We start from the raw sequence: 26,315 nt of genomic DNA, 5'->3' as shown, positions 1-26,315 counted from the left end.
GTGACAGCCCAAACCGATTGCCCCGCACGTATGCTCTGATGGCGTAACGCGTCCGGCGAGTGCACATCACGCGCGTTCACGTCACGCAAATCCACGTCACGAGGCCACCGACCTCCATCGGTCGTGCTTTCTTACTTTCACTGCAATTCTCAGGCAATTTCGTGCCCATCCCTAGTATTCGTCACCGCTACGCCAACGATCACGCGGTCCGCGAAGATGGCGACTACGTCTTGTACTGGATGATCGCCTTTCGCCGGACTCGCTACAACTTTGCGCTTCAGCATGCCGTCGATCGTGCCAAACAATTCGGCAAACCTCTTCTTATCCTGGAACCTCTGCGTGTTCGGTACCAATGGGCCAGCGACCGTTTGCACCGGTTCATTATTCAGGGAATGCGTGACAACGCCGCGGCCCTGGCCAAGAAACCGGTAACGTACTTTCCGTACGTGGAACCCAAACCGGGCGCTGGCACACCGCTGCTGCATCAACTGGCAGGCAAAGCGTGCACGGTGGTCACCGATGAATATCCCTGTTTCTTTTTGCCGACGATGATCGATGCCGTCAAGGATCGGATTCCGGCACGCCTGGAGCTGGTCGACAGCAACGGCGTCATGCCGCTACGTCACGCCGAACGGACATTCACCGTCGCACACAGTTATCGGCGATGGATGCAAAAGAACATCCTAGATGTACTTTTAGAGGGGCCCAAAGCGGACCCGCTATCGCGAATCAAACTACCAACGCTTTCTGGCGTCCCGGCAGCCATTCAAAAAAAATGGCCCGCGGCTGACCTCGACGCCTTACTGGAAACCGATGGTCTTTCCAAAATCCCCATCGACCACACAGTTAAGCCCAACCCCAACCTTTCAGGCGGCCCCGTCGAAGCAGGCAAACGACTGAAGACATTCGTCACCGCAACTCTGGCACGCTATGGCGACGACCGAAATCATCCTGACGAACACGCGACGACGGGCCTGAGCCCACATCTGCACTTTGGCCATATTTCGGCGCACGAGATTGTTACGTCCGTTCTGGATCAGGAGTCTTGGACGCCCGACCAAACAAGCCAAGCGAACGGCAAGAATCACTCATTTTGGAATACCAGCGAACAAGCCGAAGCGTTCTTGGATCAAGTCCTGACCTGGCGTGAGATGGGGTTCAATCTGTCGTCCCGAGAACCTGATGCCTACGACAAATTTGAATCCCTTCCCAACTGGGCTCAGAAAACGCTTTCGGACGAAACAGCCACGCCACGGCCCTATCGCTATTTGCTGGAGCAGTTCGAGCAGGCCGAAACGCACGACGAACTCTGGAACGCGGCTCAGACCGAACTGGTCCGAACAGGGGTCATGCACAACTACATGCGGATGCTTTGGGGCAAAAAAATCTTGCACTGGACTGCGACGCCCCATGAAGCCTTGGAGATCATGATTCACCTGAACAACAAATATGGCTTGGACGGGCGTGACCCTAATTCATATAGCGGGATTTTCTGGGTGCTGGGCCGCTACGACCGGGCTTGGGGCCCCAAACGCCCTATATTTGGCAGTGTTCGCTACATGACCAGCGACAGCGCACGAAAGAAGCTGCGGCTTAAAAAGTACCTGCAGCAGTTCAATTCCCAAGACGGTTGAATCGGAGCGGACGGGCATCGACATGAAATCCCCGTAATTCCCGCCGAAAGGCCTTGCCCAGTTTCAGGTCGGTCGATAAGTTCCTGGATTCCCTGAGGGCCATTTTCGCTTTCCGTTGACGCGAAGACAGAGTCCCGGGCGTGTTTAGACATTCGATACTTTCCTCCCAAAGTCAGTTCTGTGGCGGTTCAATCAACATTCATGGCCAAAGCCGGCCAAGTCGAAAAGCAGTGGCACATCGTCGACGCAAGTGATGAAGTGCTCGGTCGACTCGCAAGCGACATCGCCGTCGTTTTGATGGGCAAGCATCGCCCGCAGTACACTCCACACGTCGATTGCGGCGATTTCGTTGTCGTTATCAACGCGGAAAAAGTCGCGATGACGGGACGCAAAATGGACGCTCGTCACTACACGTGGTACACCGGTTATCCCGGGCTGAAACTGGAAAGCTACGGCGATCGCCAACAGCGCAAACCAGAAGACCTGATCTACCACGCTGTACGTCGCATGTTGCCAAAGAACAAATTGGCCAGCCAGGTGATCAAGAAATTGAAAATCTACTCCGGCCCCGATCACCCCCACTCGGCACAACAGCCCGCCGAATTGGAACGAACCAGCAAGAAAGTTTGATTGCTTCGGCAGTTAAACTCGCAAATCACTCTGCAAAATGAATTCGGGTTCTTAAGGGATCCGAATGCCAACAATACAATTTCACCTCATTTAACAAACCCGATTTGATTCATGGTTGCGGTCAAAAAAGACAAAATTAACGGCGATGCACTGGGAACCGGCCGACGCAAAAGCAGCGTTGCACGAGTCCGCATCCGTCCCGGTAGTGGCAAAATCACGATCAACCGCAAGCCATTGGAAGAGTACTTCGTGAACGACCAAGATCGCCTTGCGATCACGTCCACGCTGACTGCTGTTGAATTTGGCGACAAAGTCGACGTGCTCGTTCGCGTCAACGGTGGCGGAACAACCGGTCAAAGCGGTGCTGTACGAATGGGACTTGCCCGTGCGCTGGTCAGCTACGATGAAGCTCTCCACGAAGACTTGCGTGAAGGTGGTTACCTGACGCGAGATTCGCGAATGAAAGAACGAAAGAAACCAGGTCTACGTGGTGCCCGTCGTGGTGTCCAGTTTAGCAAACGCTAAATCACTGGTTTTTGGCCGCAACCACTCCCGAGAGTGGCTGTTGGCATACCAAATGCATCACTTACGTTTGAAGCATCAACCTGGGCTGCCAACCTGGCATTTTCCGTTTGGTGCTTTTAATCAAGTGATTTGCAATGATCGATAAGATCAGGGTAATTTAAAGTCTTCCCGACTGGCTTAATTTGGCTGCAGAACCTGCAGTACGGTCGCCGGGGAATCAGCAATCAAGGTTTAGGTTTTGGGAAAAAAAGAAGAAGCTTTTGAAGTCGAGGGTACAGTTACCCAGGCACTCGCCAACACTCGATTCCGGGTCCAATTGGAAACCGGCAGCGAAGTGATGGCTCACGTTGCAGGTCGAATGCGTAAACACTTTATTCGTATCGTTCCAGGCGACAAAGTCCGTGTTGAACTATCGCCTTACGATTTGACCAAAGGTCGGATTACCTATCGCGAACGGTAGTCAGCCTCGGCGTTTTGCGAGCACGCCCGTCATTCGACGACCAGACTCGCTTTCTTCTCGGCGCAGCTTTCTTCGCTTCGCTTGCCCTCCGATTCGGCCGCTGCAGACCGAATCGACTGAACGTCAGTTCATGTCGCTTGCTTCGCAGAGCCACATTCGCTCCACCGCACGCCCAGCACCAAGCTCCACCGCGCGGGACCTACGAGCCCTGCAATGCTGGCGAGTGAACGAAATTTTTGTGTCCGGTTGTCGTTCTTTGACGCAATTATGAAACTACACGGACTTGCTTTGGGTAAACACTATTGAGGAGTTTGCTGCGACGGAAGCAGCACTTCCTTATGCCAGTACTCCTGTTCGCCGACCTATAAACTAGCGCCTCGTTGCCAGAGCTTTTCGGCCTTCAGTCGAACCGCTTCCTAGTCGCCAACAATCCTGCGATCAATTTTGTCCAAGAAAACCTTGGCCGCTTTGTTTGCTTCCTACTTAGTCCCAAAAAGGATGACTTCAATATGGGTTTCTCGAATCTCTCGATTCGCAACCGAATCACGTCGTTTGTAATCGCCATCACGATGGGTGCGTTGCTTTCGCCCAGCAGCCTGCCTGCTCAAGAAAAACTCCAGCCTGCCGGTGCAGCCCTGGGTGTCGATAACGCACCTGTTGTCGTAGTAACCGTGGCGTCGATCAATAAATTGATGCAAGACGTGAACTATCTTTCTAGCCTCGCCGGACAACCGCAAGCAGGCGGAATGTTCCAGATGATGGCAGGTACCTTCACCCAAGGTATCGACATGACACAGCCCATCGCTGTCTTGGTCCCAATGGTCAACGGCATGCCCGAACCCATTGCAGTGATCCCAACCGCCAACGTCAAAACAGTTCTTAAGAGGCTTGAAGCACAGACGGGACCTGTCGACGAACTAGACGATGGCACCTTGGTGATCGCGGTTGGACCAAACGTTGTCTACATCCGGCAAGTCGGCAACTGGGCTATCGCTGCTCGCTCGCGCGACGTGCTCAGCATGGCACCGGCCGATCCAACCACCCTTTTCACTGGAATGGGCAATAGCTATGACTTGGCATTTCGCGTCAAGATGCAGCAAATCCCCGCTGAAACACGCGACATGCTGACGGCTCAACTGCGCCAGGGCTTTGAACAAGCCATGGCTCAACAGAGCGAAGAGGAAGCCGAAGCGACTCGCAAGATGGCCGAAGGCACGCTGGATCAGATTCAGATGATGATCGAACAGAGTGACGAAATCAATTTTGGTTGGAACGTCGACCAGACCGCCAAAGAAATGGTCATCGATTTTTCTTACACCGCCCTGCAAGGCACCAAACTGGCGTCCCTGTACGGCAACCAAAAACCGATCCCATCCGCTTTTGGATCGGTGATTCGCGACGACGCTGCCGGATACATGCACGTTGCCTCGTCGATCAGTCCCGAAGCGGTCGAAATGACGCGATCGAGCCTGAACAATTCACTCGGTGCAGTGCGAAGTGCAATCGAAAACTCCGACGAGATGACTCCCGATCAACAGGCCAAATTTGTTGAACTAATCAATCGATTGGCTGACTTGTATGTCGACTCCGTGTCCGAAGGAAAAGTCGACATGGGTGGCATGCTGCTGGCCAACGAAGATGATTTTCGTTTCGTATTCGGCGGTTTTGTGTCTGACGGAAACGAAGCCGCTCAAATCGTAAAGGACTTGGCTGCCGAAGTCGAAAAAGAAGTCGCTGGCAAACCTGATGCGCCACGATTCAAGTTCGACCAAGGTCAGTACAACGGTGTCACAATGCACGTGATCGAAGCAGACGTGCCAGCACGTGAAGAGGAAGCACGCCGCGTCTTTGGCGAAATGCTTCAGGTTCACATTGGAACAGGTCCAAAAGCAGTTTACCTAGCCGTCGGTAAAGACAGCGAATCGACGCTGAAAAAGCTGATCGATGCAGGTGGCCAAGACGCAGGTGCCGGCAATCGTCCGCTTGGACAAGTTCGCATAAAACTGCTGCCGATTCTTCAGTTTGCCCAATCCGTTGACGACAACGAAGCGGTTGCCGCGATGATCACCACGCTGACTGGCGCCGCTGACCCCGGCGTCGTAACAGTTATCAGCGATGGCATCGCCAATGGAACGAAATCGCGTTTCACTGTCGGCGAAGGCCTGATCAAAGCGATCGGCGCGGCAGCTGCACAGGCTCAGCAGCAAAAAGCTGCCGCTCGCGGTTTCTAGTTCGATTAGTTTTTGAATTTTGCCGCTCGACTTGCTCGCAAGTCGAGCGGTTTTCGTTTTGTCATAGCGCAAGCAAAATCGACAACGAGAGATCAATCGTGAAACGAAAAAAATCACGCACAGCTGCACTGGCCATTTGCGCCATGATCGTCGGCGGATACCTGGCCGTCAGACTGCAACGCGGCACAAGTGTGGCGAGCACCACCGGTGCCCCGACGGACCTGTCGGCGACGTCCATGACAACCGACCAAGCGACGATGTCCGATGTCTTGGACACGGCGATCGCAGCACGCCAGCACATCTCTTCCTCACTGAACGACTACACGGCGACTTTTGTCAAACAAGAAGCCGACTCCAATGGAGTGTTGGGCGAAGAAACAGTCATCGAGATGAAAATCCAGACGCGGCTTCGCAACGAAACGGACGACGCTCCGATGCGTGTCTACCTAAAGTTCGTCAAGCCAGAAGCCAACCAAGGACGCGAAGTTCTCTGGGGCGAAGATCTTTACGATGGCAAAATGGGTGTCCACGAAGTTGGCTTTTTAGTCGGACTGAAATCCGCTTGGATCGACCCCAACGGTATGCTTGCGATGCAAGGCCAGCGGTATCCGATCAGCGAGATCGGTTTAACCAAACTGGTCGAAAAACTCATTGAGCGTGGCGAAGTCGACCGCACCAATCCCGATGTGCGAGTCAAGATACTCTACGAACATGAAATTGATGGAACACCGGCTCACTTGATTCAAGTTCACCGAGCCAAACCCAGCGGGGACAAAGAAGAAGATTTTTCGCTCGCTGAAATTTCCATCGATCCGGTCCGCCAAGTTATCTTGCAGTACCGCAGTTTTGGATGGCCGGCAAACGAAAGCGATCCACCGCCGCTGCAAGAGTCGTACACTTATAAGAACCTAAAGACCAATGTTGGTCTGACCGAAGCAGATTTTGACTACAAGAATCCTGCTTACACTTTTCCGTGAGCTAAGCCTCACACCTTTTCTCTTCTCTGGAAATGTCATGCGTCCTGTTTACTTGCTTCTCGTCTTTTCGCTCCTCACTCCCCTTGCCGTTGGTGAAGAAAAACTGCTCGAAGACTTCCAGTATGGCGGCTGCTTTTCCGTAGCTGACTGGGCCAACACGTTTGAAGACGCCGACGGTCGTGCCAATGAAGCGATCGTGTCGTCCAAAGTCGCACGCGTGTCATGGGCGACCAAATGGAGCGGCATTCCGTCGACGGGCGAGAGCCACGATTTTTCGAAGTTCAAGACTTATCAAGTCGACGTTATGGTCGAAAAAGGCCAGCCGGTGGAAGAAAACGCCAACTTCTATTTCCAATTGATCAACCAAACTGACGCAGGCTATTCGTACTGGGAAGTCTTTGTGCCGCAGACCATGGTGCCTGCCGATGGCCAGTGGCACCGAGTCCAAGTACCAATCAAATCGATGGTCAAAGGAAGCGGCGATGGCGGTGAAGATCCCAGCGATTTCACAACCATCATCGGAACATGCAGCGGCATGACATTCGACGAGACAGGAGACAAATTCAAGTTCAAGCGGGCGTTCTTTGATAACGTCACGCTGTCGACCGAGAGCGTCGAAAAGGCGAAAGCCGACAAACGCGAGAAACCAAAGACGGAATCGGCCGAAGTTTCATCGTCCAAATAAAGACGCGATCGAAAACGCCACCGCTCCAATCAACTAGAATGGCGGGTCACGCAGCCGTGCGTGCCCCGCCTTTTTTTGTTTGAGCGAATGCTGCGATGCCCTCCTGCCCCAAGCCATTCTCCTTCGCATTGATTTTTGGATTGCTGGCTGGAGCTAGCGTCTGCTGTGCCGATGATCTGAATTTCAATCGGGACATCCGCCCCTTGCTGTCGGAGGCGTGTTTCCACTGCCACGGCCCCGACCGAGCCACTCGCGAATCAGGCCTGCGATTGGACCAGGAAGAATCAGCGATGACGGTCATCGCTCCGGGCGACGTCGAAGGCAGCGATTTAGTCCAACGAATCTCGTCGACGGATGCTGACGTTCAAATGCCACCGCCCGACAGCGGCAAGACGCTCAGCAAACAACAACGAGATCTTTTGAAACGCTGGGTCGCCGAAGGCGCCGTGTTTGACCGCCATTGGTCGTTCATTCCTCCCCAACAAGTCTCTCCGCCAGCGCGGAATGCGGCGGATGATTTTTCGTCCAATCCAATCGATCGGTTTGTACTGCATCGAATGCACAAAGCGGGACTTTCGCCTTCACCAAAAGCCGATCGCGAAGAACTGATTCGCCGCGTTTGTTTTGACCTAACGGGCTTGCCCCCCACGCCTGGTCAGGTTGATACGTTCCAACACAATCAGTCGCCTGACGCATTTGCAACGCTGATCGATTCGCTGATGGCGTCACCACGCTACGGCGAACACATGGCGGTGCCCTGGTTGGAAGCGGCACGTTACGCAGACACCGACGGCTATCAAAACGACCGCTATCGATATCAACACGTTTGGCGCGACTGGGTCATCGACGCATTGAATCAAAACATGCCGTACGACCAGTTCATCACAGAACAGATCGCGGGCGACATGCTGCCCAATGCAACTTTGCGGCAACAGATTGCGTCCGGCTTTGGCCGCAACCACCGGATCAACAGCGAAGACGGATCTATCCCAGAGGAATGGCGAATCGCCAACGTCGTTGACCGCGTCGATACATTTGGAACGGTATTTTTGGGGCTAACCATTGAATGCTCGCGTTGCCACGATCACAAATACGATCCTGTTTCGCAGCAAGAGTACTACCAACTGTTTTCCTACTTCAACAACGTCGCCGAATGGGGCGTCGGTCCCAACAACGGAAATAGTCCACCGTTTATTGAAGTGCCTGAGAGCTGGCCGCTGCTTTCCCCCGATCAAGATCGCCTTATCCCTCCCGATCCCGTCAAACTTACCAACGCCAGAAAGACGAAGGGAAATGGATTGCGCCGTCCGCAAGCCGGACCACCGTCGACGGTCATGGTGATGCACGAACTGGATCGCCCCCGTGAGACGTTTGTACTGCTTCGCGGACAGTACAACATGCCGGACAAATCAAACCCACTGTCGCCCGCCGTCCCCGCTGCATTTGACAGCCGCGACTCCACCACACCGACGCCATCGAATCGGCTTGAGCTGGCAAGATGGCTTATCGCCCCCGATCATCCTTTGACGGCGCGAGTCGCAGTCAACCGAATCTGGCAACAGTTCTTTGGCAGGGGGTTGGTTGCGACGAGCGAAAATTTTGGTTCGCAAGGCACTCCTCCCAGCCACCCCGAGTTGCTGGACTACCTCGCGATCGAATTGATTCGCAGTGACTGGGATCTGCGAAGGATCCAAAGACTGATCTTAGACAGCAGCACCTACCAACAATCATCCGCTGCAACGACGAAAAAGATCCAAGCAGACCCAAAGAACATCTACCTGTCGCGTGGTCCTCGGATTCGATTGCCCGGGTTCGCTTTGCGTGACCAAGCACTTTCGATCAGTGGACTGTTGACGAATCAGATCGGCGGCCCTTCAGCCAAACCCTACATGCCACCCAAAATCTGGAGTTCCATTTCCAACAACAAATACGAACAAGATGCCGGCCAAGATCTCTATCGCCGCAGTATCTACACGTATTGGCGCCGCACGATTCCGCCGCCAACGATGATGAACTTCAACGCAGCGGCGCGAGAAGTTTGCATCGTCCGCACGCAGCGCACCAACACACCGCTTCAGGCGCTCACGTTGATGAACAACAAATTGTTCGTTGAAGCGGCCCGCGGTCTCGCTCAGCGAATGATCCTAGAATCGTCCGGCAGCGATGCCTCCAGCCAAATCAAGCTCGGCTTTCAGCTTGCATGCGGACGAATTCCAACGGCCCCGGAAAAGGAGATTTTGACACAGTCTCACGAAAAGTTCCTTCAGCAATTTCAATCGCAGCCGTCCGCCGCAAAAGAGCTGCTGGCGATCGGCGATTCAAAACGCAATGCGTCGATCGCCCCGATCCAGCATGCCGCCATGACAATGACCGCGTCGTTGTTGATGAACCTTGACGAAACGATCACCAAGGAATAATGCCATGAACCGCAACAGGAACTCCCGGAGAGCGTTTATCCAGAACGCGACGGCCGCCGGCATGCCTTTCTTGGGATCCGTCGGACTGTCATCGTTGCTGCAAGGTTCTGCATCGGCCGCCCAAACAAGCGAAAAATCACTTCCGCATTACGCCCCCAAAGCCAAACGCGTGATTTACCTGTTTCAGTCAGGTGGACCGGCACAGATGGATTTGTTCGATTACAAACCCAATCTGAAAGAGCAATTCGGCAAAGAAGTGCCGCGCAGCGTCTATCCTGACGATCGCAAGACGACGATGAGTTCTGCGCAAGCCTCGTTTCCGGTTGCACCATCTACATTCAAATTCAAACGCGCCGGCCAAGCCGGAACTTGGATGACCGAAAGCTTGCCGCACTTGGCAAACGTCGCTGACGATCTTTGCGTGATTCGATCGATGCACACCGATGCGATCAACCACGATCCCGCTATCACGTTTCAGCAAACCGGATCTCAGATTCCAGGTCGCCCCAGCATCGGATCATGGCTCAGCTATGGACTGGGGAGCGAAAATGAGAACCTGCCCGCCTTTGTCGCGATGAGCAGCAAAGGAAGTGCCAAACAAGGCCAACCACTCTACGATCGATTGTGGGGCAGCGGATTCTTGCCGACTCGTTTTCAAGGCGTCAAGTTTCGCAATCAAGGCGATCCGGTTTTGGACATTAGCGATCCAAGTGGCGTGTCGCGGTCTACACGGCGGACGATGCTTGATTCGCTCGCTCAATTGAACCAACAGAAATACGAAGCAGTCGGCGACCCAGAAATCCAGACTCGAATTGCCCAATACGAACTGGCCTACCGAATGCAAATGTCGGTGCCTGATCTACTGGACTTTTCCGACGAACCACAGCATGTCTTGGATCAATACGGCGACGACGTCAGTAAGCCGGGCAAGTATGCGTTCAACTGCTTGATCGCGCGACGGTTAGTGGAGCGTGGGGTTCGCTTCGTCCAGCTTTTTCATCAAGGTTGGGACCAACATGTTAATTTGCCAAATCAAATCGCCAAACAGTGCCAAGACACCGATCAAGCCACCGCCGGACTGATCAATGATCTGCGACAACGCGGCATGCTGGATGACACACTGATCATTTGGGGTGGTGAGTTTGGACGCACCATCTACTCGCAAGGCAAACTGACCGACAAAGTCTACGGACGCGATCACCACCCCGGTTGCTTTACGATGTGGATGGCCGGTGGCGGTGTGCATGGCGGAACAGACTACGGTCAGACAGACGACTACAGCGTCAACGTTGCCGAAAATCCAGTGAGCGTCCACGACTTGCATGCGACCGTTATGCATCTGCTGGGCGTCGATCACGAACGATTCATTTACAAATACCAAGGTCGCGATTTTCGGCTCACCGATGTTCACGGCCAAGTTGTCAAACCGTTGCTAACGTAGTTCTGCTGCACCGCTTTCCAGCAAACACGCTTGCAGGTCCAAGGAAACTCCTCATGCTAAACAATCTGTCATCGCTCACTCTGCTCACTTCGCTAGCCTTCCTGCTTGCACCGGCAGTCCGCGCGGACGATTTTCCCCAGCCCGTTAACACCGAACCACTCTCCGAAGAGACGTTACTTTCGCCTCAAGAGGCGGCTGACAAGTTCCAACTCCCAGAAGGCTTCAACGTCAGTGTTTTTGCGGCCGAACCGGATGTTCAAAACCCGATCGCAATGTCTTGGGATCAGAAAGGTCGACTCTGGGTCGCCGAAAACTACACCTACGCGCAGCGAAGCCAACGCTTTCGATTGGACCTGCGAGATCGTGTCGTCATTTTTGATAACACGACCGGCGACCAATTCAAGAAGCGAACTGTGTTTACCGACAACGTCCAAATGCTGACAGGTATCGCAGTGGGCAAGGGCGGCGTTTGGCTGATGTGCCCGCCGAAATTGATTTTTATTCCGGATGCCGATGGCGATGATGTGCCCGATGGCGAAGGCACGGTCGTACTGGACGGATTCACGGTCGCTCAAGCGAACTACCACAATTTTGCCAACGGACTGAAATTTGGTCCCGACGGCTGGCTGTATGGTCGGTGCGGCGGATCATGCCCCGGCCGAATTGGCGTGCCCGGAACCCCCGATCAAAATCGATTGGCGATGGAAGGCGGCATCTGGCGTTACCACCCCGTTCGCAAGACCGTGGAAGTTCTGACATCAGGCACGACCAACCCGTGGGGGCACGACTGGAACGGCGTCGGTGAAATGTTTTTCTGCAACACCGTCAACGGTCACCTTTGGCACATGATGCCTGGCGCGCACTTCACACGACCATTTCTTCTGGATCCGAATCGTCGGACATACAAGCTGATCGATTTTCACGCCGATCACTGGCACTTTGATACAGGGCAGAGCTGGACAAAATCACGCGACGGCGCAGCCAACCACTTGGGCGGCGGGCACGCACACATCGGCACGATGATTTATCAGGGCCAAAACTGGCCCGAGCAATACCGGGGAAAACTCTTCACGCTAAACCAACACGGTCGCCGCGCGAACCAGGAAATCCTGGAACGCGAAGGCAGCGGGTACGTCGCCAAGCACGGAAAAGACATGTTGCTCTCAGGTGACATTTGGTTTCAAGGCATCGATTTGGACAGTGGTCCCGATGGCAGCGTGTTTGTGCTGGACTGGAGCGACACCGGCGAGTGCCACGAACACACCGGTGTCCACCGAACGAGTGGCCGGATTTTCAAAGTGTCCTACGCCGACACGAGTGGCGACACGGTATCCGACTTATCCAAGCTTTCCTTTCCAGAAAAAGCGTCGTTGCTGACACACAAGAACGCCTGGGTTCGCCGGCAAGCAAGATTGGCTGTCGCTGACATTGCGAATGAAGTCTCTGCCGACACCTTTCTATCAAAGCTATCGGATCACAACGCCACTTCGACTGATCGCGTGCAAGCCGCCTTCGCGATGCATTCACTCGGAAAAACGAATGAATCATTTTGGCTGAAACAACTTGATCACTCAGACGAACACGTCCGAGCCTGGGCGATCCGTTTCTTAACCGACCACTGGCCAATCGACGACACGCATGGGCCAGGCTGGAAAACGAACACGCAGCTCAAAGACACCACCACGTCCGCCCAGCAATTGCTTCCCAGACTCGTTCAAATCGCTTCGGAAGACGACTCGGCCTTGGTGCGTTTGACTTTAGCATCCACGTTACAGCGGTTGCCGGTTTCGATGCGTGCGGACTTGGCCAAGCCACTGGTTGCGCACGCCGAAGACGCTGACGATCACAATTTGCCCATGATGATTTGGTACGGATTGATTCCGGTTGCCCAAGGTCATGCCGCTGAATTAGCCGATGTCGCGGCCGTCTGCCAATTGCCCGATACGCTGCGTTGCATTTCAAGATGCTTGGCAGAAGAGATCGAAAAACAGCCCGCTGCCATCAACTCACTGATCGCCAGTGCCGCTGCATCGTCGGACTTGGCGCATCAAACCAACGTACTCAATGGAATCAATGTAGGACTGCAAGGTTGGGCCCGCGCACCAAAACCCGCTGCGTGGGACCAAATGGCGAAACTAGATACAGCCGAACTCTCCCAGTACATCCGTCAACTGAGCGTCGTTTTCGGCGACGGCCGAGCACTCGATGACCTGAAAGCGATCGCGTTGGGCAAAACCGATGCGGACGATTCGTTGCGTCTGGACGCACTGCGAACGCTGATTCAAAGCAACCCGGCTGATCTGCGAGACATCTGCGAAAAATTGCTGACTGATAATCGCATGAACGTCACTGCCGCGCAGGGATTGGCGAAATTTGACGATCCCGCCATTGGCGACGCACTTGTTGCGCGTTACGGAAAATTCCGCGCACCGTTCCGCCCGCAAGTCATCTCAATTTTGTCGTCCCGCAAGTCCTTCGCAACGTCACTGCTGACGGCAATCAAAAAGGGCCGAATCCCACGCGATGATTTATCTGCTTATCAAGTTCGCCAAATCAATAGTTTTGCAGACAAAGAACTCTCGTCGCTGGTCCGCAACGTCTGGGGAGAAGTGCGTGAAACATCCGCCGAAAAGCAGCAGACGATCAACCAGATCAAAACAACGCTCACTCGCACCGTTCTTGACGGTGCGGATCGCAGCAATGGCCGACGGCTGTTCGCCAAGTCCTGCCAGACGTGCCATCTCCTGTATGGCGAAGGCGGAAAAGTCGGCCCGGACCTGACAGGATCAAACCGTGACAACATGGACTACCTACTTAGCAACATCGTTGATCCCAGCGGTGTCGTCGACAAAGATTTTCGCATGACGATCTTGATGCTAGACGATGGCCGTGTGATTAGTGGAATGGTCACGGACGAAACCGATCGAACGATCAAAATTCAGACTGCCACGGAAGCCTTGACTCTATCGAAAGACGCGATCGAGCAACGAAAAATCACTGACAAATCGCCCATGCCCGAAGGCATGTTAGACAATTTGACGGCCAATCAAATCCGCGACCTGATCAGCTATCTGGCACATCCCAGCCAAGTGCCATTGAGCGTCGATTGACCATTTCTGGCTCACCAGCGACAATCCGCGCCCGCCAAACGGCCAATCTCGGCCATCTTGCTTGACTCCTGCGGAAATACGACTCGCATCGAAAGACTGATCCAACGAATGGGAATTGCAATCCCGCTGCTTCTGATTCTGTTTACCTGCCTAATCATTTGGCGTGCCTGCGACGGCTTTGAGATTGCGTCAGAGTATGTTGGCCGCAATATGTCCGAAGGCGTGCGCGGCGGAACAATCAATGCAATTTCTAGCTCGATCCCGGAGCTGTTTACGACGTTGATCGCTCTGTTTGTGTTGCGTGACGAGGAAGGATTTTCGATTGGCCTGGGAACCACGGCTGGCAGTGCGCTTTTCAACGGCATGATCATCCCCGCTCTTTGCATCATGTTTGTTGTCGGCAAAGCAGTCCGCGGCAAACGAGTCGACAGCGTTAACGTGTCCACTAAAGTCATCCTGCGTGATGGATTGTCACTGATATTTTGCAACGTCGTGCTGATACTTCTGATCAACGGCACTGCGTTGCACTGGTGGCAGGGGCTCGTACTGATGCTGCTGTATTTTGCATACTTCAGCTACATGCTGCTTTCGATGAAACGAACCGAAAGCGATCAAGACATCGACTCCGAGGAGGTGGACGATGAAGGGGAAGAATCCGAGCAACCCGGATTCATCGGATCGATGATTTACTGGATTTCGGGCGGTCCGCTGCTAGATTTCGAGCGGATTTTTGTTCGCAATCATCACCGACAAAAGATGAAAGACGAAACGTGGAATGCGTGGCCACTGTTGCTTTCGTCAACCGCGTTCATCGGCATCGCATGTTGGCTGTTGGTGATCGCCTGCGAATGGCTGGGCACGGGACCGGCCAATCAAGCTCACCCGAACTACTCGCTGCTGGACCAAACGTTTACCGGCATCGGGATGCCGGCCATGTTTGTCGCCGTGATCTTTGCGGCAATGGCGACCAGTGTTCCCGACACGATCATGTCAATTCGTGACGCACGCGATGGAGACTATGACGATGCGGTGGCCAATGCCTTGGGCAGCAATGTTTTTGACATTTGCTTTGCCCTGGGCTTTCCGCTTTTTGTCTACACGTGTTTGTTTGGTTCGATCGAAATGGCCCCCGAAGTCGTGAAGCAAAGTAGCGAGATACGATTGCTATTGCTGTTTTTTACGATCCTGGGCTTCTGCGTTTATTTCTTTGGGCAACGCGGCATCGCTGATGACGGCACGACGTACGTCGAAATGCGCCGCGGCAAAGCGTTGCTGCTGTTGCTGATCTACCTTACTTTTGTCGCTTTCATCATCGGCCGCAGCGCTGATCATCAGTGGGTGACAGGCGTTTCAAGCCTGTTGCAAGAAATGCTTAACATTCTTCCCAAGTGGGGATAACTATTGCGTCCTTTTAGGCAAGTCGACTATGCGATATCCATGACGTTTTGACACATACAAACGTCAGTAAATGTTGAACGCTGCAGTTATCTAAGACCTGCGAACACGACGAAAAACCGCTGCCCGCTAGAGTTCTTCGATTTGATTTCGCGTCGACGCTGACAATTTGCTTGCCGCCGCTAGATCGATCACCAATGTGGTCGCCGCGTGGTCGTTCAGGATGCTGGCGGGAACCTCCGGACAAACGTCGCCCTCCAAAGTCGCTTTTACCGCATCGGCTTTGCGTCGATCTGGAACGCTACAGATAATCGATGCCGTTTTCATGATCTGACGAATGGACATGCTGATGGCATGAGTCGGAACATCCGTCAACGACGCGAACCACCCTTCGCCTACTTGCTGCTCGCGACACGGCAGATCCAGCTCGACGATCAGATACGGTTCCTCGGTTTCAAAATCGGCTGGCGGATCGTTAAACGCCAAGTGCCCGTTCTCGCCAATCCCAACCAATGCGACATCAATCGCTGTCTTGCTCAAGATCACGCCAACCGAAGCGATCGTCTTCTGCGGATCTTTATCACCAGAGAGATAGTGAAATGCAGCCAAGTTGACGTGATCGACGAACCGCTCTTTCAGGTAACGACAGAACGACGCTGGATGCTCGATCGATAGCCCAACATATTCATCTAAGTGGAAGCCATGGACTTTCGACCAATCAATTCCTTCGGCCGCGACGAGATGACCGAGCACTTCAAATTGCGAAGCTCCGGTTGCAACAATCAAATTGGCTTGCCCGCGTTCTTCGATCGCTTCTTTCAGTGCTTTCGCAGCCAAGTTCGCTGCCACTCGTCCCATCGATTCGCTGTCCGCGGTTAAAATCGTGTGCATCGTTCGACTCTGATCCTTAATTCGATTGCTACAAAGTTAGTTTTGGCGACGCCATTGTTGGCAGAAATGCCCGCGAAAGCGAGTGGCTTGTCATTGAGAGTTGATATTCCCTTTTTCACATGACAGAGGTGCAGGGTGTTATTTCGATGGATGCTGACGGTCGGCTTTGTTTCGGCAGTGCTTTGCACGGATTTGACCGCACAAGAGGCAGCAAAAAGCGATGCTGACCAGTCTTCACTAGCTTCTTCGTTGCGCGTTTTGCCTGCCGATACAGTGCCGGATGACAAACGCCTGGGTGAGCTAAAAACGCTCAATGGTCACTTTCCATTCAAAGTGCCCGACAATCCTGGACAGTGGTACGCACGCGCTGATGAATTGCGGCAACGCGTTTTGATCGCCAACGGTCTTTGGCCAATGCCGGCCAAGACTCCGCTTCAGGCTGTCTTGCATGGAAAAGTCAAACGGCCTGGTTTCACGGTTGAACGAGTCTATTTTCAAAGCCTACCCGGACACTACGTAACGGGGCTACTGTTCCGCCCTCAAATGCCATCGGCTGACCCAAGACCTGGCGTTTTATCGCCACACGGACACGGCGGTCGACAAATGCAATTGTCTGACGAAGCGATCCAGCAACAACTGCAGATTGGTGGCGAGCATTTCGCGGCTTCAGGCAGCATGCCCAAACTGGCTCGGTGTGCGCAACTAGCTCGCATGGGCTGCGTCACGTTTATCTTTGACATGCTTGGGTACGAGGATTCGATCCAAATCGAATTCGAAGCTGCGCACCGCCACGCGTCAGCGAGACCCAACGAAGCGCGCAGCGAGGGAGCTGGCGACTGGGTGTTCTTTAGCCCCGATGCGGATTTGCATTTGCAGTCGATCATGGGTCTTCAAACGTGGAACGCGATTCGAGCGTTGGACTTTCTAGCGTCGCTTCCCGATGTCGACGCCGATCGATTAGCAGTGACGGGCGGCAGCGGTGGCGGAACTCAATCCATTTTGCTAGGAGCGATAGATGATCGCATTAAAGTTTCCTTTCCAAACGGAATGGTTTCGACCTCAATGCAAGGCGGCTGCTATTGCGAAAACTGCAACTTCCTACGAGTCGGTACGGGGAACGTCGAACTAGCCGCGTTATTTGCTCCCAAGCCGCAGGCCATGACGGCGGCCGATGACTGGACACGCGACATGATGAAAGACGGATACCCTGAATTGCGATGGCTCTATGCAATGCTGGGCAATGAAGAAGACGTGTACTGCCGCGAAATGTTGCACTTCAAACACAACTACAACTACGTGACTCGCGCGACGATGTACCATTGGATGAATCGTCACTTAAAGCTTGGCTTGGATGATCCCGTTATTGAAAGCGATTACAAACCGCTAGCCAAAGCTGAAACAACGGTTTGGACCGACGTTCATGCGGCACCTTTAAAGAAAGGTCCAGAGCACGAGCGCGAAGTCTGCCGCTGGTTGTACGAACAGGCCCAAGCGGAAATCAGAAAATGGGAGCCGACCAAAATTCGCGACACCGCATTGCCAACCTTGTTCGGCGTTGATCGGCCTCCAATGCGTCTGGGTTTTGCAGGCAACGATGAATTGAAATTCCAGTCGGTCGGTAAAGCGAACATCGATTCGCTAGTCGTCGAGCGCGGACTGCTCAGCAATTCCAACCGAGGATCGAAATTGCCTATGCTGGTCGTTCGCGGAAACAATTCGGCAGCGAAACGCGTCGTTGTCTGGACACACGGACGAGGCAAGAATGCGGCGTTTGACGAAGCGGGCAAACCGTCGACAACCCTGAAAACACTTTGTGAAACGGCAACCGTCCTGCTACCGGATTTGCTAGGCCAAGGCGAATTCAATGCATCCGAAGACTCCGTCACTCACCAGCGGTTGATCGATGACAAACGCTCCTATTCCGCGTTTACATTTGGCTACAACCGGACGCTGGTATCGCAACGTGTCAACGATTTGTTCGATGTCATTGGATTCGCACATCAGACCAAGGGAGCTTCCGTACGACTGATGGCCAGCGGAGGCGCGGTGCCTTGGGCGGCCGCTGCGGCCGCTTTCTTATCGGATCAACAATTGTCAAAAACGCTCTTCGACACACAGGACTTTCGCTTTGGCGATGTCCAGACTTATCGCGACGCAAATTTTGTTCCCGGCAGCGTCAAGTACGGTGACTTGCCCGTTTTGCTGGAACTGTGTCCAGGCGAATTACGAACAGAGAAAGACGATAGTAGCACTGATTTTGACTCGGCCGATAATCTGAAGTGGTTGGCGAGTTAAGTATCGCCCTTCTACTTTTGCGGCCAGCCAGGCAACTTGAATTTTAATTTCACGTTTGCCGTGTGCTCGCTGTAGTGGCGGTCCATTTGCTTTAGCAAACCGCGCGGCGCCCATCGACTTGATGGCGCCTTTTCATCAAGCGGCATGTCCTTCAACAGATAGGAATATCGTCGGACGTACGCTGTCACACGTTCCATCTGCCTGGCCTCTTCTGCACCTGTCCAATCCGGGTGTTTGGCTTGGTAGTCGGGCGGCATCTGCTTGGGATTCAAATCAATCACTGGGATGGTAGCGTCTTTCGCATGAAAAATCTGCGAAAAGAAAAGCAACTCGCGGCCCATCATGTGCTCCGCATTCCAACGAGGCGTATGAGAACCGTTTGCGGGACGAAAATTCATTTGCTGAACCGATAGTTCAGCAAACACTTTCTGCGAAGCACGGCAAGACGCTTCTTTTCGCTCTATCAAATCGGTGATCTCATTGGAAAGCACCACCGATTCTTCACCCAACGTGATCACCTGCACTTCGGCTTCCTGCGTTGCCTTCGCAGAAAGTGGCATCGTATTGCCGGCCCAAGTCGTTGCACCGTCAATTTTCATTTCTGGCCCTACAACCAGTCTTTTTGCGGCGGCTTGTTTTGCTAGTTTCAATGTCTCTTGAGCCTCCGTCCCGAATGCCACCAACGCATCGCAATGCCTGATTTTATCGAGCCGCTCTTTCCCTAGTTTTGCCGAAGAAACAATCGCGATTCGCACGCCATCGACTTCTATCAAACCAAATTCGCTAGCCCCTTGAACAAGAAACGCATTGTCCGAAGGCTGCACGTTTTCTGTCGCCGGTTTCCAAGTGGGTGTATCGGCATTGGGCATTCGATCCCAAACGTGATTTAGATTGAGCTGGCCATCGATCTGCAACAGCACATGCGGCGAATCAACCTTCTGGTCGGCAGCAGAATGCACCAGGATGACCGACGGCAACGTAACAGCCGCACTTTGCACATCCCTGGCAAGCACGACTGAAAGCCCTCCCATCGATTCAACTTTAATTCCGCCTCCCGGCAATCGAATCAGCGCGACGGGATCGCCCGATTCTGCATGAGCCACCGAAGCCACAATGCATGACAAAAAGAGGGCGATAAACGAAATTTGACGTGACATATTATTGGACTCCCAAGTCCGGAAAGCGGTGTTTTGAATGGACTTCGACAAAATCGACGAGTGCCCCCTAAGATATCGCGAGAGCATCCGTTGTGTTGTTAGCCTCCATTTGCCAGGGCGAATCACTTTTCAAACATAGCAGGCTGTTTTTTTGGCGGACTGACGCAAGCCATCCGGTCTTAGACGCACCGGACGGCTCGCGCCGTTTCGCTCACAGTTGCCCCAGTTTCAAAAAGTGACATGCTCTGCTCCATTTGCCCACAATCTGGCGACGAGGGGAACTGTGCTTTTCTACACGCATCCAACCTGCCTGACTTCTCTGAATCGGACCGAAGGATATCTGCCCGTGACTTTTCGACGAATCCTGACGACTTGCTTGCTTCTGTTCACCGTTGCTGCCGCGGCGTTCACCTATTCGATCGCGGCTGACCCCACCACCGCTGGGTGGAAAGCGGTCCGCGAGGCAATCAACAAAGGCTTACCGAAATCGGCGATAGAAAAACTCGATCCGATCATCACCGCTGCGCGTGATGCGGGCCGCTATGACGAAGCGATTCGAGCCATCAGTTTGAAGATTGCATTGGAAGGAAACATCCAAGGCAACAAACCCGAAGAAAAAATCACTCGTATGAAAGCCGAGATCGCGGCGGCTCCCAACGAGATGAAACCGGTTCTCAATGCGATTCTTGCCAATTGGTACTGGCACTACTTCCAACAAAATCGCTGGCGGTTTATGCAACGAACACAAACCGCCGCACCACCGGGAGAGGACTTCACGACCTGGGATTTGAGCCGCATTTTGGCCGAAATCGACCAGCAGTTTCAGCGGACGCTGACCGGCGCTGAAACACTGAAGCAAACGCCTGTCGCCGACTATGACGACTTGCTGGACAAAGGCACGGCGCCCGATGCGTATCGGCCAACCATGTACGACGTCTTGGTGCACAACGCACTGGAGTTTTATTCTGCGGGCGAGCAAGCCGGCGGTCGCAGCATGGATGCCTATGATTTGCCGGCTGACAGTCCTGTTTTTTCATCGGCGAATGATTTCATCGCGTGGAAACCGGATTCGACGGACCAAGAATCTCCCACGCTCAAGGCGATCTTGCTTTATCAAGAGTTGCTTTCATTCCATGCCGATGACGACGATCGATCTGCATTCCTGGACGCGGATTTACAGCGTTTGATCTTTGCAAAAAACATGGCGTTTGGCGAAGAGAAAACGGCCCGGTTCGAATCAGCGATAAAGCGAATGATGGAGGGTCACAACGATCACAACATCTCATCTCGCGCGGCCCATCAACTTGCCACTTCGGTCCACTCCGGTGGCGATTGGGTCAAAGCACGCGAAATCGCAAAAGCTGGCATGCAGTTGTTTCCCGGCAGTGTCGGGTCCAATCTTTGCTACAACCTGATCCAACAAATCGAATCTCGCGAAGGCTCCGTCAATACAGAGCGAGTTTGGAATCAATCCGCAGCAACGATCGACGTAACGTATCGCAACGTCACGAAATTTCATTTTCGCTTGGTCCGATTCGATTTCGATGGATTCATTCGATCGAATCTTTGGTCGCCCGAACAAATGTCGCGTGAACAACGGGCAGCCCTCTTGGCAGCGCGTCCGATCAAATCGTGGGTATCAGATCTTCCGCAGACCGACGACTTTAAGCAGCGGGTCCACTCCGTGCCCCCGCCTGAAGACATTCCTGCTGGCAGTTACTATCTGATGGCAAGTCACAAAGCTGATTTTTCGGAAGCCGACAATGTGGTTAGCTTCACACAAATCTGGGTCAGCGAACTTGCACTGATCACACGCAACCACAATGGCAAAGGGGTTGTCGATGGCTTCATTCTCAATGCAAAGTCGGGGGAGCCGATTGTCGGCGCGACAGTCAAGGCGTGGGCGCGAAGCAATCAGAATCAACGGCTTGCTCAGCCAGCGACCACCACTGATCGCAACGGCATGTTTCGATTTGCTGTGAACAACAATCGCCAGCTGATGTTTTACGCCAGCAAGGATGGCCAACAACTTGCGACCGCCAACTACATTTCCAGCTACTCCGGTCGTCAAAACAAACCCTATCAACAGACTCAGTTTTTTACGGATCGTGCCATTTATCGGCCTGGACAAACGATTCACTACAAAGGCATTTGCCTGAATGTAAACAAAGCCAAGGACGACTATCAAACCATCGCCAATCGTGAACTGACCATTCAATTCACGGACGTCAATGGAAAGGAAATCGAGACTCGAAAACACCGCACCAATGACTACGGCAGCTTTAGCGGCAGTGTGACCGCGCCTCGCGATCGGTTGATGGGCAGAATGCGGATCGTCGTAAAGGGCGGACCGACCGGGCAAACACAGTTTCGCGTCGAAGAGTACAAGCGGCCCAAGTTTCAAGTCGAAGTCGATCCGCCCATCGAACCAGCCAAATTGGGCGGCCTTGTAAAACTGACAGGCAAAGCGACTGCGTACACCGGTGCAGCGATCAACGACGCCAAAGTGGCGTACCGAGTCGTTCGCGGTGTCCACTATCCGGCCTGGTGGTTTCGACGCTGTTGGTGGATGCCCGCGACTGGAAATAGCAATCAAGAAATCTCGCACGGCGTTTTGACAACCAAGGCGGACGGAACCTTTGACATCCAGTTTGACGCTCTGCCAGATTTATCGATTCCCCAGGAAAGCGAACCGACGTTTCATTACACGGTTTACGCCGACGTCACCGATACAACGGGAGAGACTCGATCGAACCAGCGAATGGTGCCGGTGGGCTACACATCGCTGTCAGCAACCGTTTCGGCGGACCGCTGGTTGACTGACAACAAACCCGTCCAGCTTACGATTCGAACAACGACGCTCAGCGGGCAAGGTGAAAGTGCCAAAGGCGTCGTCAAAGTCTATTCATTGCAACAACCTGAGCGAGTCGCACGGCCACCGTTGCGCCGACGTTACTACAGCTATCGCGGCTACGGCAATCCGCCTTCACCAGACCCATCGAATCCGGATTCGTGGGAGCTTGGCGAAGTTGTTTTTGAAAAGCAATTCGAGACCGATGCCAGCGGAAACATCAAGATCCCTGTCGAACTTACCGCAGGAATGTTCCGATCCACGGTGCAAACACAGGACCAGTTTGGCAAAAAGGTCACCGCCGAAACTCAGTTGCGTGTCATCGCGCCCGAATCGAAAACGTTTTCCATCAAGATCCCACATCTTTTTGATGCCGAAAAATCAACCGTTGAAGTGGGCGAGCAGTACAAGGCGGTTTGGGGAAGCGGCTATCACCAAGCCCGGGCCTTCATCGAAATCATCCACCGCGGCAAAGTGCTGAAGAGTTACTGGACCGCTCCCGACGTGACGCAGGCCGTCATCGAGCAAAACGCGGACGAATCGATGCGTGGCGGATTCAACGTTCGCTGCACGATGGTACGGGAAAACCGGGCTTACCTGACCTCCAACTATGTTCCGGTTCCCTGGTCCAATAAGAAGCTGAACATCAAGTGGGAACGTTTTGTTTCCAAGCTGAAGCCGGGCGCCAAAGAACGTTGGACGGCGATTGTCTCGGGTCCCGATGCCCAGCTTGCAGCTGCCGAAATGGTTGCGACGCTCTATGACGCGTCACTTGATGCGTACGCCAGCCACAACTGGATCAGTGGATTCAATGTTTTCCGGCGTGACTACGCGTCCGTCAATGCACACTTCGAGAATCAACTGCGCGGTCTGCAACGAATCCACGGAAATTGGCGACGCGATTCACGCCACACTTCCTGGACGTATCGCCGTTTCCCTGGAGAGATCATCCAGAATTTCTATGGATACCAGTTCGGCCGTCGCGGCCGCGCGTTCGGCCGCGGTGGCATGATGGGGATGGGAATGGCCGACAACATGAGGATGGAAATGGACAGTGCCGAAGGAATGGACATGGGCATGGCGATGACCAAATCAGCTCCGATGTCTGCACTGGCCGTGACTAGCGACGACAAGTCCGGTGCAATCGTCAATGAACCCGGAAGCAGAAACGACGACGGCAAGGCGGGAGGGCAACAGACGCCCAACATCGACTTGGAGAATGTTACCGCTCGTAAAAATCTAAACGAAACCGCGTTCTTCTTTCCCCATTTGACTGCCGGACAAGATGGCTCCGTCAAGATGGAATTCACGATGCCCGAAGCATTGACCAAGTGGAAATTCATAGGCTTTGCACACGACCGCGAACTTCGTGGCGGTGCGATCACGGGAACCACCGTCACCGCCAAGGACTTGATGGTCCAGCCCAATCCGCCGCGATTCATCCGCGAAGGCGACATGCTGGAGTTCACGGCCAAAGTCAGCAATCAATCCCCAAAGCGGCAAACCGGAACAATCCGACTGGCTCTGTCTGATGCTCGAACAGGCGACAGCGTGGACGACCTATTGAAAAACGTCGAGCGTGAACAATCATTTGAAGTCGCAGCAGGAGAGTCAAAGTCCTACGCGTGGAAAATTAGCGTTCCCGACGGACTTGGGTTTCTAACTTACAAAGTCATCGGGTCGACGGGCCGACTCTCTGACGGCGAAGAAGGCTATCTGCCGGTACTCTCGCGTCGCCTCCTGGTGACCGAATCGCTGCCGTTGCCGATTCGCGGAAAGCAAACCAAAGACTTTGAATTTAAAAAGCTACTTGAATCAGGCAACTCCGATTCACTGAAGCATCAGTCGCTGACGGTTCAAATGGTCAGCAATCCATCGTGGTATGCCGTGATGGCACTGCCATACTTAATGGAGTATCCGCATGAATGTGCCGAGCAGACTTTTAACCGACTGTATGCCAATTCCATTGCGCAGCACATCGCCGGTAGCGATCCGAAAATCCACCGCGTGTTTGACCAATGGCGAAACACGCCTGCACTGGATAGCCCGCTGGAGAAAAACGAAGATCTAAAATCTGTGATGCTCCAAGAAACCCCTTGGGTTCGCCAAGCCGAAGCAGAAAGCCAAGCACGTCGCAATGTCGGCATCCTGTTTGACGACAATCGATTGGCAAGTGAAACGCAGCGGTTGACCCGGCGAATATCGGATCTGCAGTATCCCAGCGGCGCTTGGCCTTGGTTCCCCGGCGGCCCCGAAAGCGAGTACATCACTCTTTACATCACGACTGGTTTTGGACGGATGCGGCATTTAGGTGTCGACATTGATCCGGCTGCAGCGATCAAATCGCTGGACCGTCTGGATGCTTGGGCCACGAATCGATATCGCGAAATCAAGCCCGCCAACCGCGATGGCAACCATCTATCGACGACGATGGCTTTCTACGTTTACGGTCGTTCATTCTTTCTGCAAGACAAACCCATCGCACCGCAGCACAAGGAAGCCGTCGACTATTGGCTCAGTCAATCGCGCAAGTACTGGTTGGATCTCGCACACCGCCAATCGCAAGCTCACCTGGCAATCGCACTGAAACGATTTGGCGATTTAAAAAACGCGCAAGCCATCATGGCGTCCATCAAGGAACGCAGCGTCAGCGACGAAGAGATGGGCATGTTTTGGCGTGACACGGAACTGTCCTGGTGGTGGTACCGCGCCCCGATCGAAACTCAAGCAATGATGATCGAAGCGTTCGATGAAGTCATGAACGACGCGCAAGCGGTCGAAGATTGCAAGGTTTGGCTGATCAAGCAAAAGCAAACACAAGACTGGAAAACCACCAAAGCAACGGCTGATGCAGTCTACGCTTTGCTCCTACGCGGCACCGATGTGCTTGCGTCGGATGCTTTGGTCGAAGTTTCACTTGCTGATACCAAACTACAGCCCGACAAAGTCGAAGCTGGCACAGGATTTTTTGAGCAGCGTTTCGTTGGAAAACAAATCACGCCTGAACTGGGGAAAGTACGTTTGACCAAAGTGGACGATGGTGTCGCTTGGGGCAGCCTGCATTGGCAGTATCTGGAAGACGTTAGCAAGGTCACGCCGCACCAGGACACACCACTGAAACTGACCAAGCAACTGTTCGTCAAAAAGAATACGGACAAAGGCCCAACGCTGGTCGCCGTCGACGGCCCTGTCGACGTTGGCGATGAACTGGTCGTCCGGGTCGTACTGCGAACCGATCGCGACATGGAGTACGTTCACTTGAAAGACGGCCGTGGCAGCGGTACCGAACCGGTCAATGTACTCTCTCGCTACAAATTCCAAGATGGATTGGGCTACTACGAATCGACTCGTGACACGGCAAGCCATTTTTTCATCGACTACCTGCCCAAAGGGGTCTACGTATTCGAGTACTCGACGAGGGTTCAGTTACGCGGGCAGTACCAAACAGGCATCGCAAGTGTTCAGTGCATGTACGCACCCGAATTCAATAGTCATAGCGAAAGCCTGCCGATCGAGGCCAAGTAAAGACTGCATTTGTGTTGTCTTTTTTCCGATGATGAATTGGTGGTACGATGCTACCTGAAATTTCACGATGCCTTGCCTCTTGAGCTTGCCG

General features: G+C 53.6%; 15 protein-coding genes. 13 read left to right on the top strand and 2 right to left on the bottom strand.

The features are described from left to right. Positions 1 to 239 precede the first annotated feature (239 nt). The 11 genes from K239x_RS05265 (at position 240) to K239x_RS05215 (ending at position 15,508) form a co-directional block, all read left to right on the top strand. Positions 240 to 1,634 carry a cryptochrome/DNA photolyase family protein gene (locus K239x_RS05265; RefSeq protein WP_145422185.1) on the top strand — a complete coding sequence of 465 codons (1,395 nt, stop codon included), beginning with the start codon at positions 240 to 242 and terminating at the stop codon, positions 1,632 to 1,634. A 180-nt stretch (positions 1,635 to 1,814) separates the two neighbouring features. Further along, the gene (rplM, locus tag K239x_RS05260; RefSeq protein WP_145416657.1) at positions 1,815 to 2,264 is read left to right on the top strand and encodes a 50S ribosomal protein L13; all 450 of its coding nucleotides are present in this window, start codon (positions 1,815 to 1,817) and stop codon (positions 2,262 to 2,264) included. Positions 2,265 to 2,375: 111 nt separating this feature from the next. Then, complete coding sequence (rpsI, locus tag K239x_RS05255; protein WP_145416655.1) at positions 2,376 to 2,789, top strand: 30S ribosomal protein S9; 414 nt, start codon at positions 2,376 to 2,378, stop codon at positions 2,787 to 2,789. Between the two features lie 238 nt (positions 2,790 to 3,027). After that, positions 3,028 to 3,249 (top strand): translation initiation factor IF-1, encoded by a 222-nt coding sequence (gene infA, locus K239x_RS05250; protein ID WP_145416653.1) that lies wholly within the window; start codon positions 3,028 to 3,030, stop codon positions 3,247 to 3,249. Positions 3,250 to 3,758: 509 nt separating this feature from the next. Continuing rightward, positions 3,759 to 5,480, top strand: coding sequence for a hypothetical protein (locus K239x_RS05245; RefSeq protein WP_419189699.1), 1,722 nt, complete (start codon positions 3,759 to 3,761; stop codon positions 5,478 to 5,480). Positions 5,481 to 5,578: 98 nt separating this feature from the next. Continuing rightward, positions 5,579 to 6,457 carry a DUF1571 domain-containing protein gene (locus K239x_RS05240; RefSeq protein ID WP_145416652.1) on the top strand — a complete coding sequence of 293 codons (879 nt, stop codon included), beginning with the start codon at positions 5,579 to 5,581 and terminating at the stop codon, positions 6,455 to 6,457. Between the two features lie 37 nt (positions 6,458 to 6,494). Then, positions 6,495 to 7,142 carry a hypothetical protein gene (locus tag K239x_RS05235; RefSeq protein ID WP_145416650.1) on the top strand — a complete coding sequence of 216 codons (648 nt, stop codon included), beginning with the start codon at positions 6,495 to 6,497 and terminating at the stop codon, positions 7,140 to 7,142. A 95-nt stretch (positions 7,143 to 7,237) separates the two neighbouring features. After that, positions 7,238 to 9,559, top strand: a complete 2,322-nt coding sequence (locus K239x_RS05230; protein ID WP_145416647.1) for a PSD1 and planctomycete cytochrome C domain-containing protein — start codon at positions 7,238 to 7,240, stop codon at positions 9,557 to 9,559. 4 nt (positions 9,560 to 9,563) lie between these two features. Next, the gene (locus K239x_RS05225; protein ID WP_145416645.1) at positions 9,564 to 11,000 is read left to right on the top strand and encodes a DUF1501 domain-containing protein; all 1,437 of its coding nucleotides are present in this window, start codon (positions 9,564 to 9,566) and stop codon (positions 10,998 to 11,000) included. A 53-nt stretch (positions 11,001 to 11,053) separates the two neighbouring features. Beyond that, entirely contained in the window at positions 11,054 to 14,110 is a 3,057-nt protein-coding gene (locus tag K239x_RS05220) for a PVC-type heme-binding CxxCH protein (protein WP_145416643.1), read from the top strand. Between the two features lie 108 nt (positions 14,111 to 14,218). Then, positions 14,219 to 15,508 carry a sodium:calcium antiporter gene (locus K239x_RS05215; RefSeq protein ID WP_145416641.1) on the top strand — a complete coding sequence of 430 codons (1,290 nt, stop codon included), beginning with the start codon at positions 14,219 to 14,221 and terminating at the stop codon, positions 15,506 to 15,508. Between the two features lie 126 nt (positions 15,509 to 15,634). On the opposite strand, the gene K239x_RS05210 is transcribed toward K239x_RS05215, so the two are convergent. Then, entirely contained in the window at positions 15,635 to 16,396 is a 762-nt protein-coding gene (locus tag K239x_RS05210) for a glucosamine-6-phosphate deaminase (RefSeq protein WP_145416639.1), read from the bottom strand. Positions 16,397 to 16,531: 135 nt separating this feature from the next. Here K239x_RS05210 and K239x_RS05205 point away from each other — a divergent pair, with 135 nt between their 5' ends. Next, positions 16,532 to 18,691 carry a glucuronyl esterase domain-containing protein gene (locus K239x_RS05205; protein WP_145416637.1) on the top strand — a complete coding sequence of 720 codons (2,160 nt, stop codon included), beginning with the start codon at positions 16,532 to 16,534 and terminating at the stop codon, positions 18,689 to 18,691. Positions 18,692 to 18,702: 11 nt separating this feature from the next. Here K239x_RS05205 and K239x_RS05200 read toward each other — a convergent pair whose 3' ends face one another. After that, positions 18,703 to 19,848 carry a DinB family protein gene (locus K239x_RS05200; RefSeq protein WP_419189698.1) on the bottom strand — a complete coding sequence of 382 codons (1,146 nt, stop codon included), beginning with the start codon at positions 19,846 to 19,848 and terminating at the stop codon, positions 18,703 to 18,705. A 346-nt stretch (positions 19,849 to 20,194) separates the two neighbouring features. Between K239x_RS05200 and K239x_RS05195 the strand changes: the two genes are divergently transcribed. Beyond that, positions 20,195 to 26,224: an alpha-2-macroglobulin family protein gene (locus K239x_RS05195; protein ID WP_145416633.1), complete on the top strand. Its 6,030-nt coding sequence runs from the start codon at positions 20,195 to 20,197 to the stop codon at positions 26,222 to 26,224. Positions 26,225 to 26,315 lie beyond the last annotated feature (91 nt).

The sequence above is a fragment of the Stieleria marina genome (assembly GCA_007741555.1).
In the GTDB taxonomy this organism is placed as follows: domain Bacteria; phylum Planctomycetota; class Planctomycetia; order Pirellulales; family Pirellulaceae; genus K23-9.
This window is presented reverse-complemented; position numbering and strand designations above follow the sequence as displayed.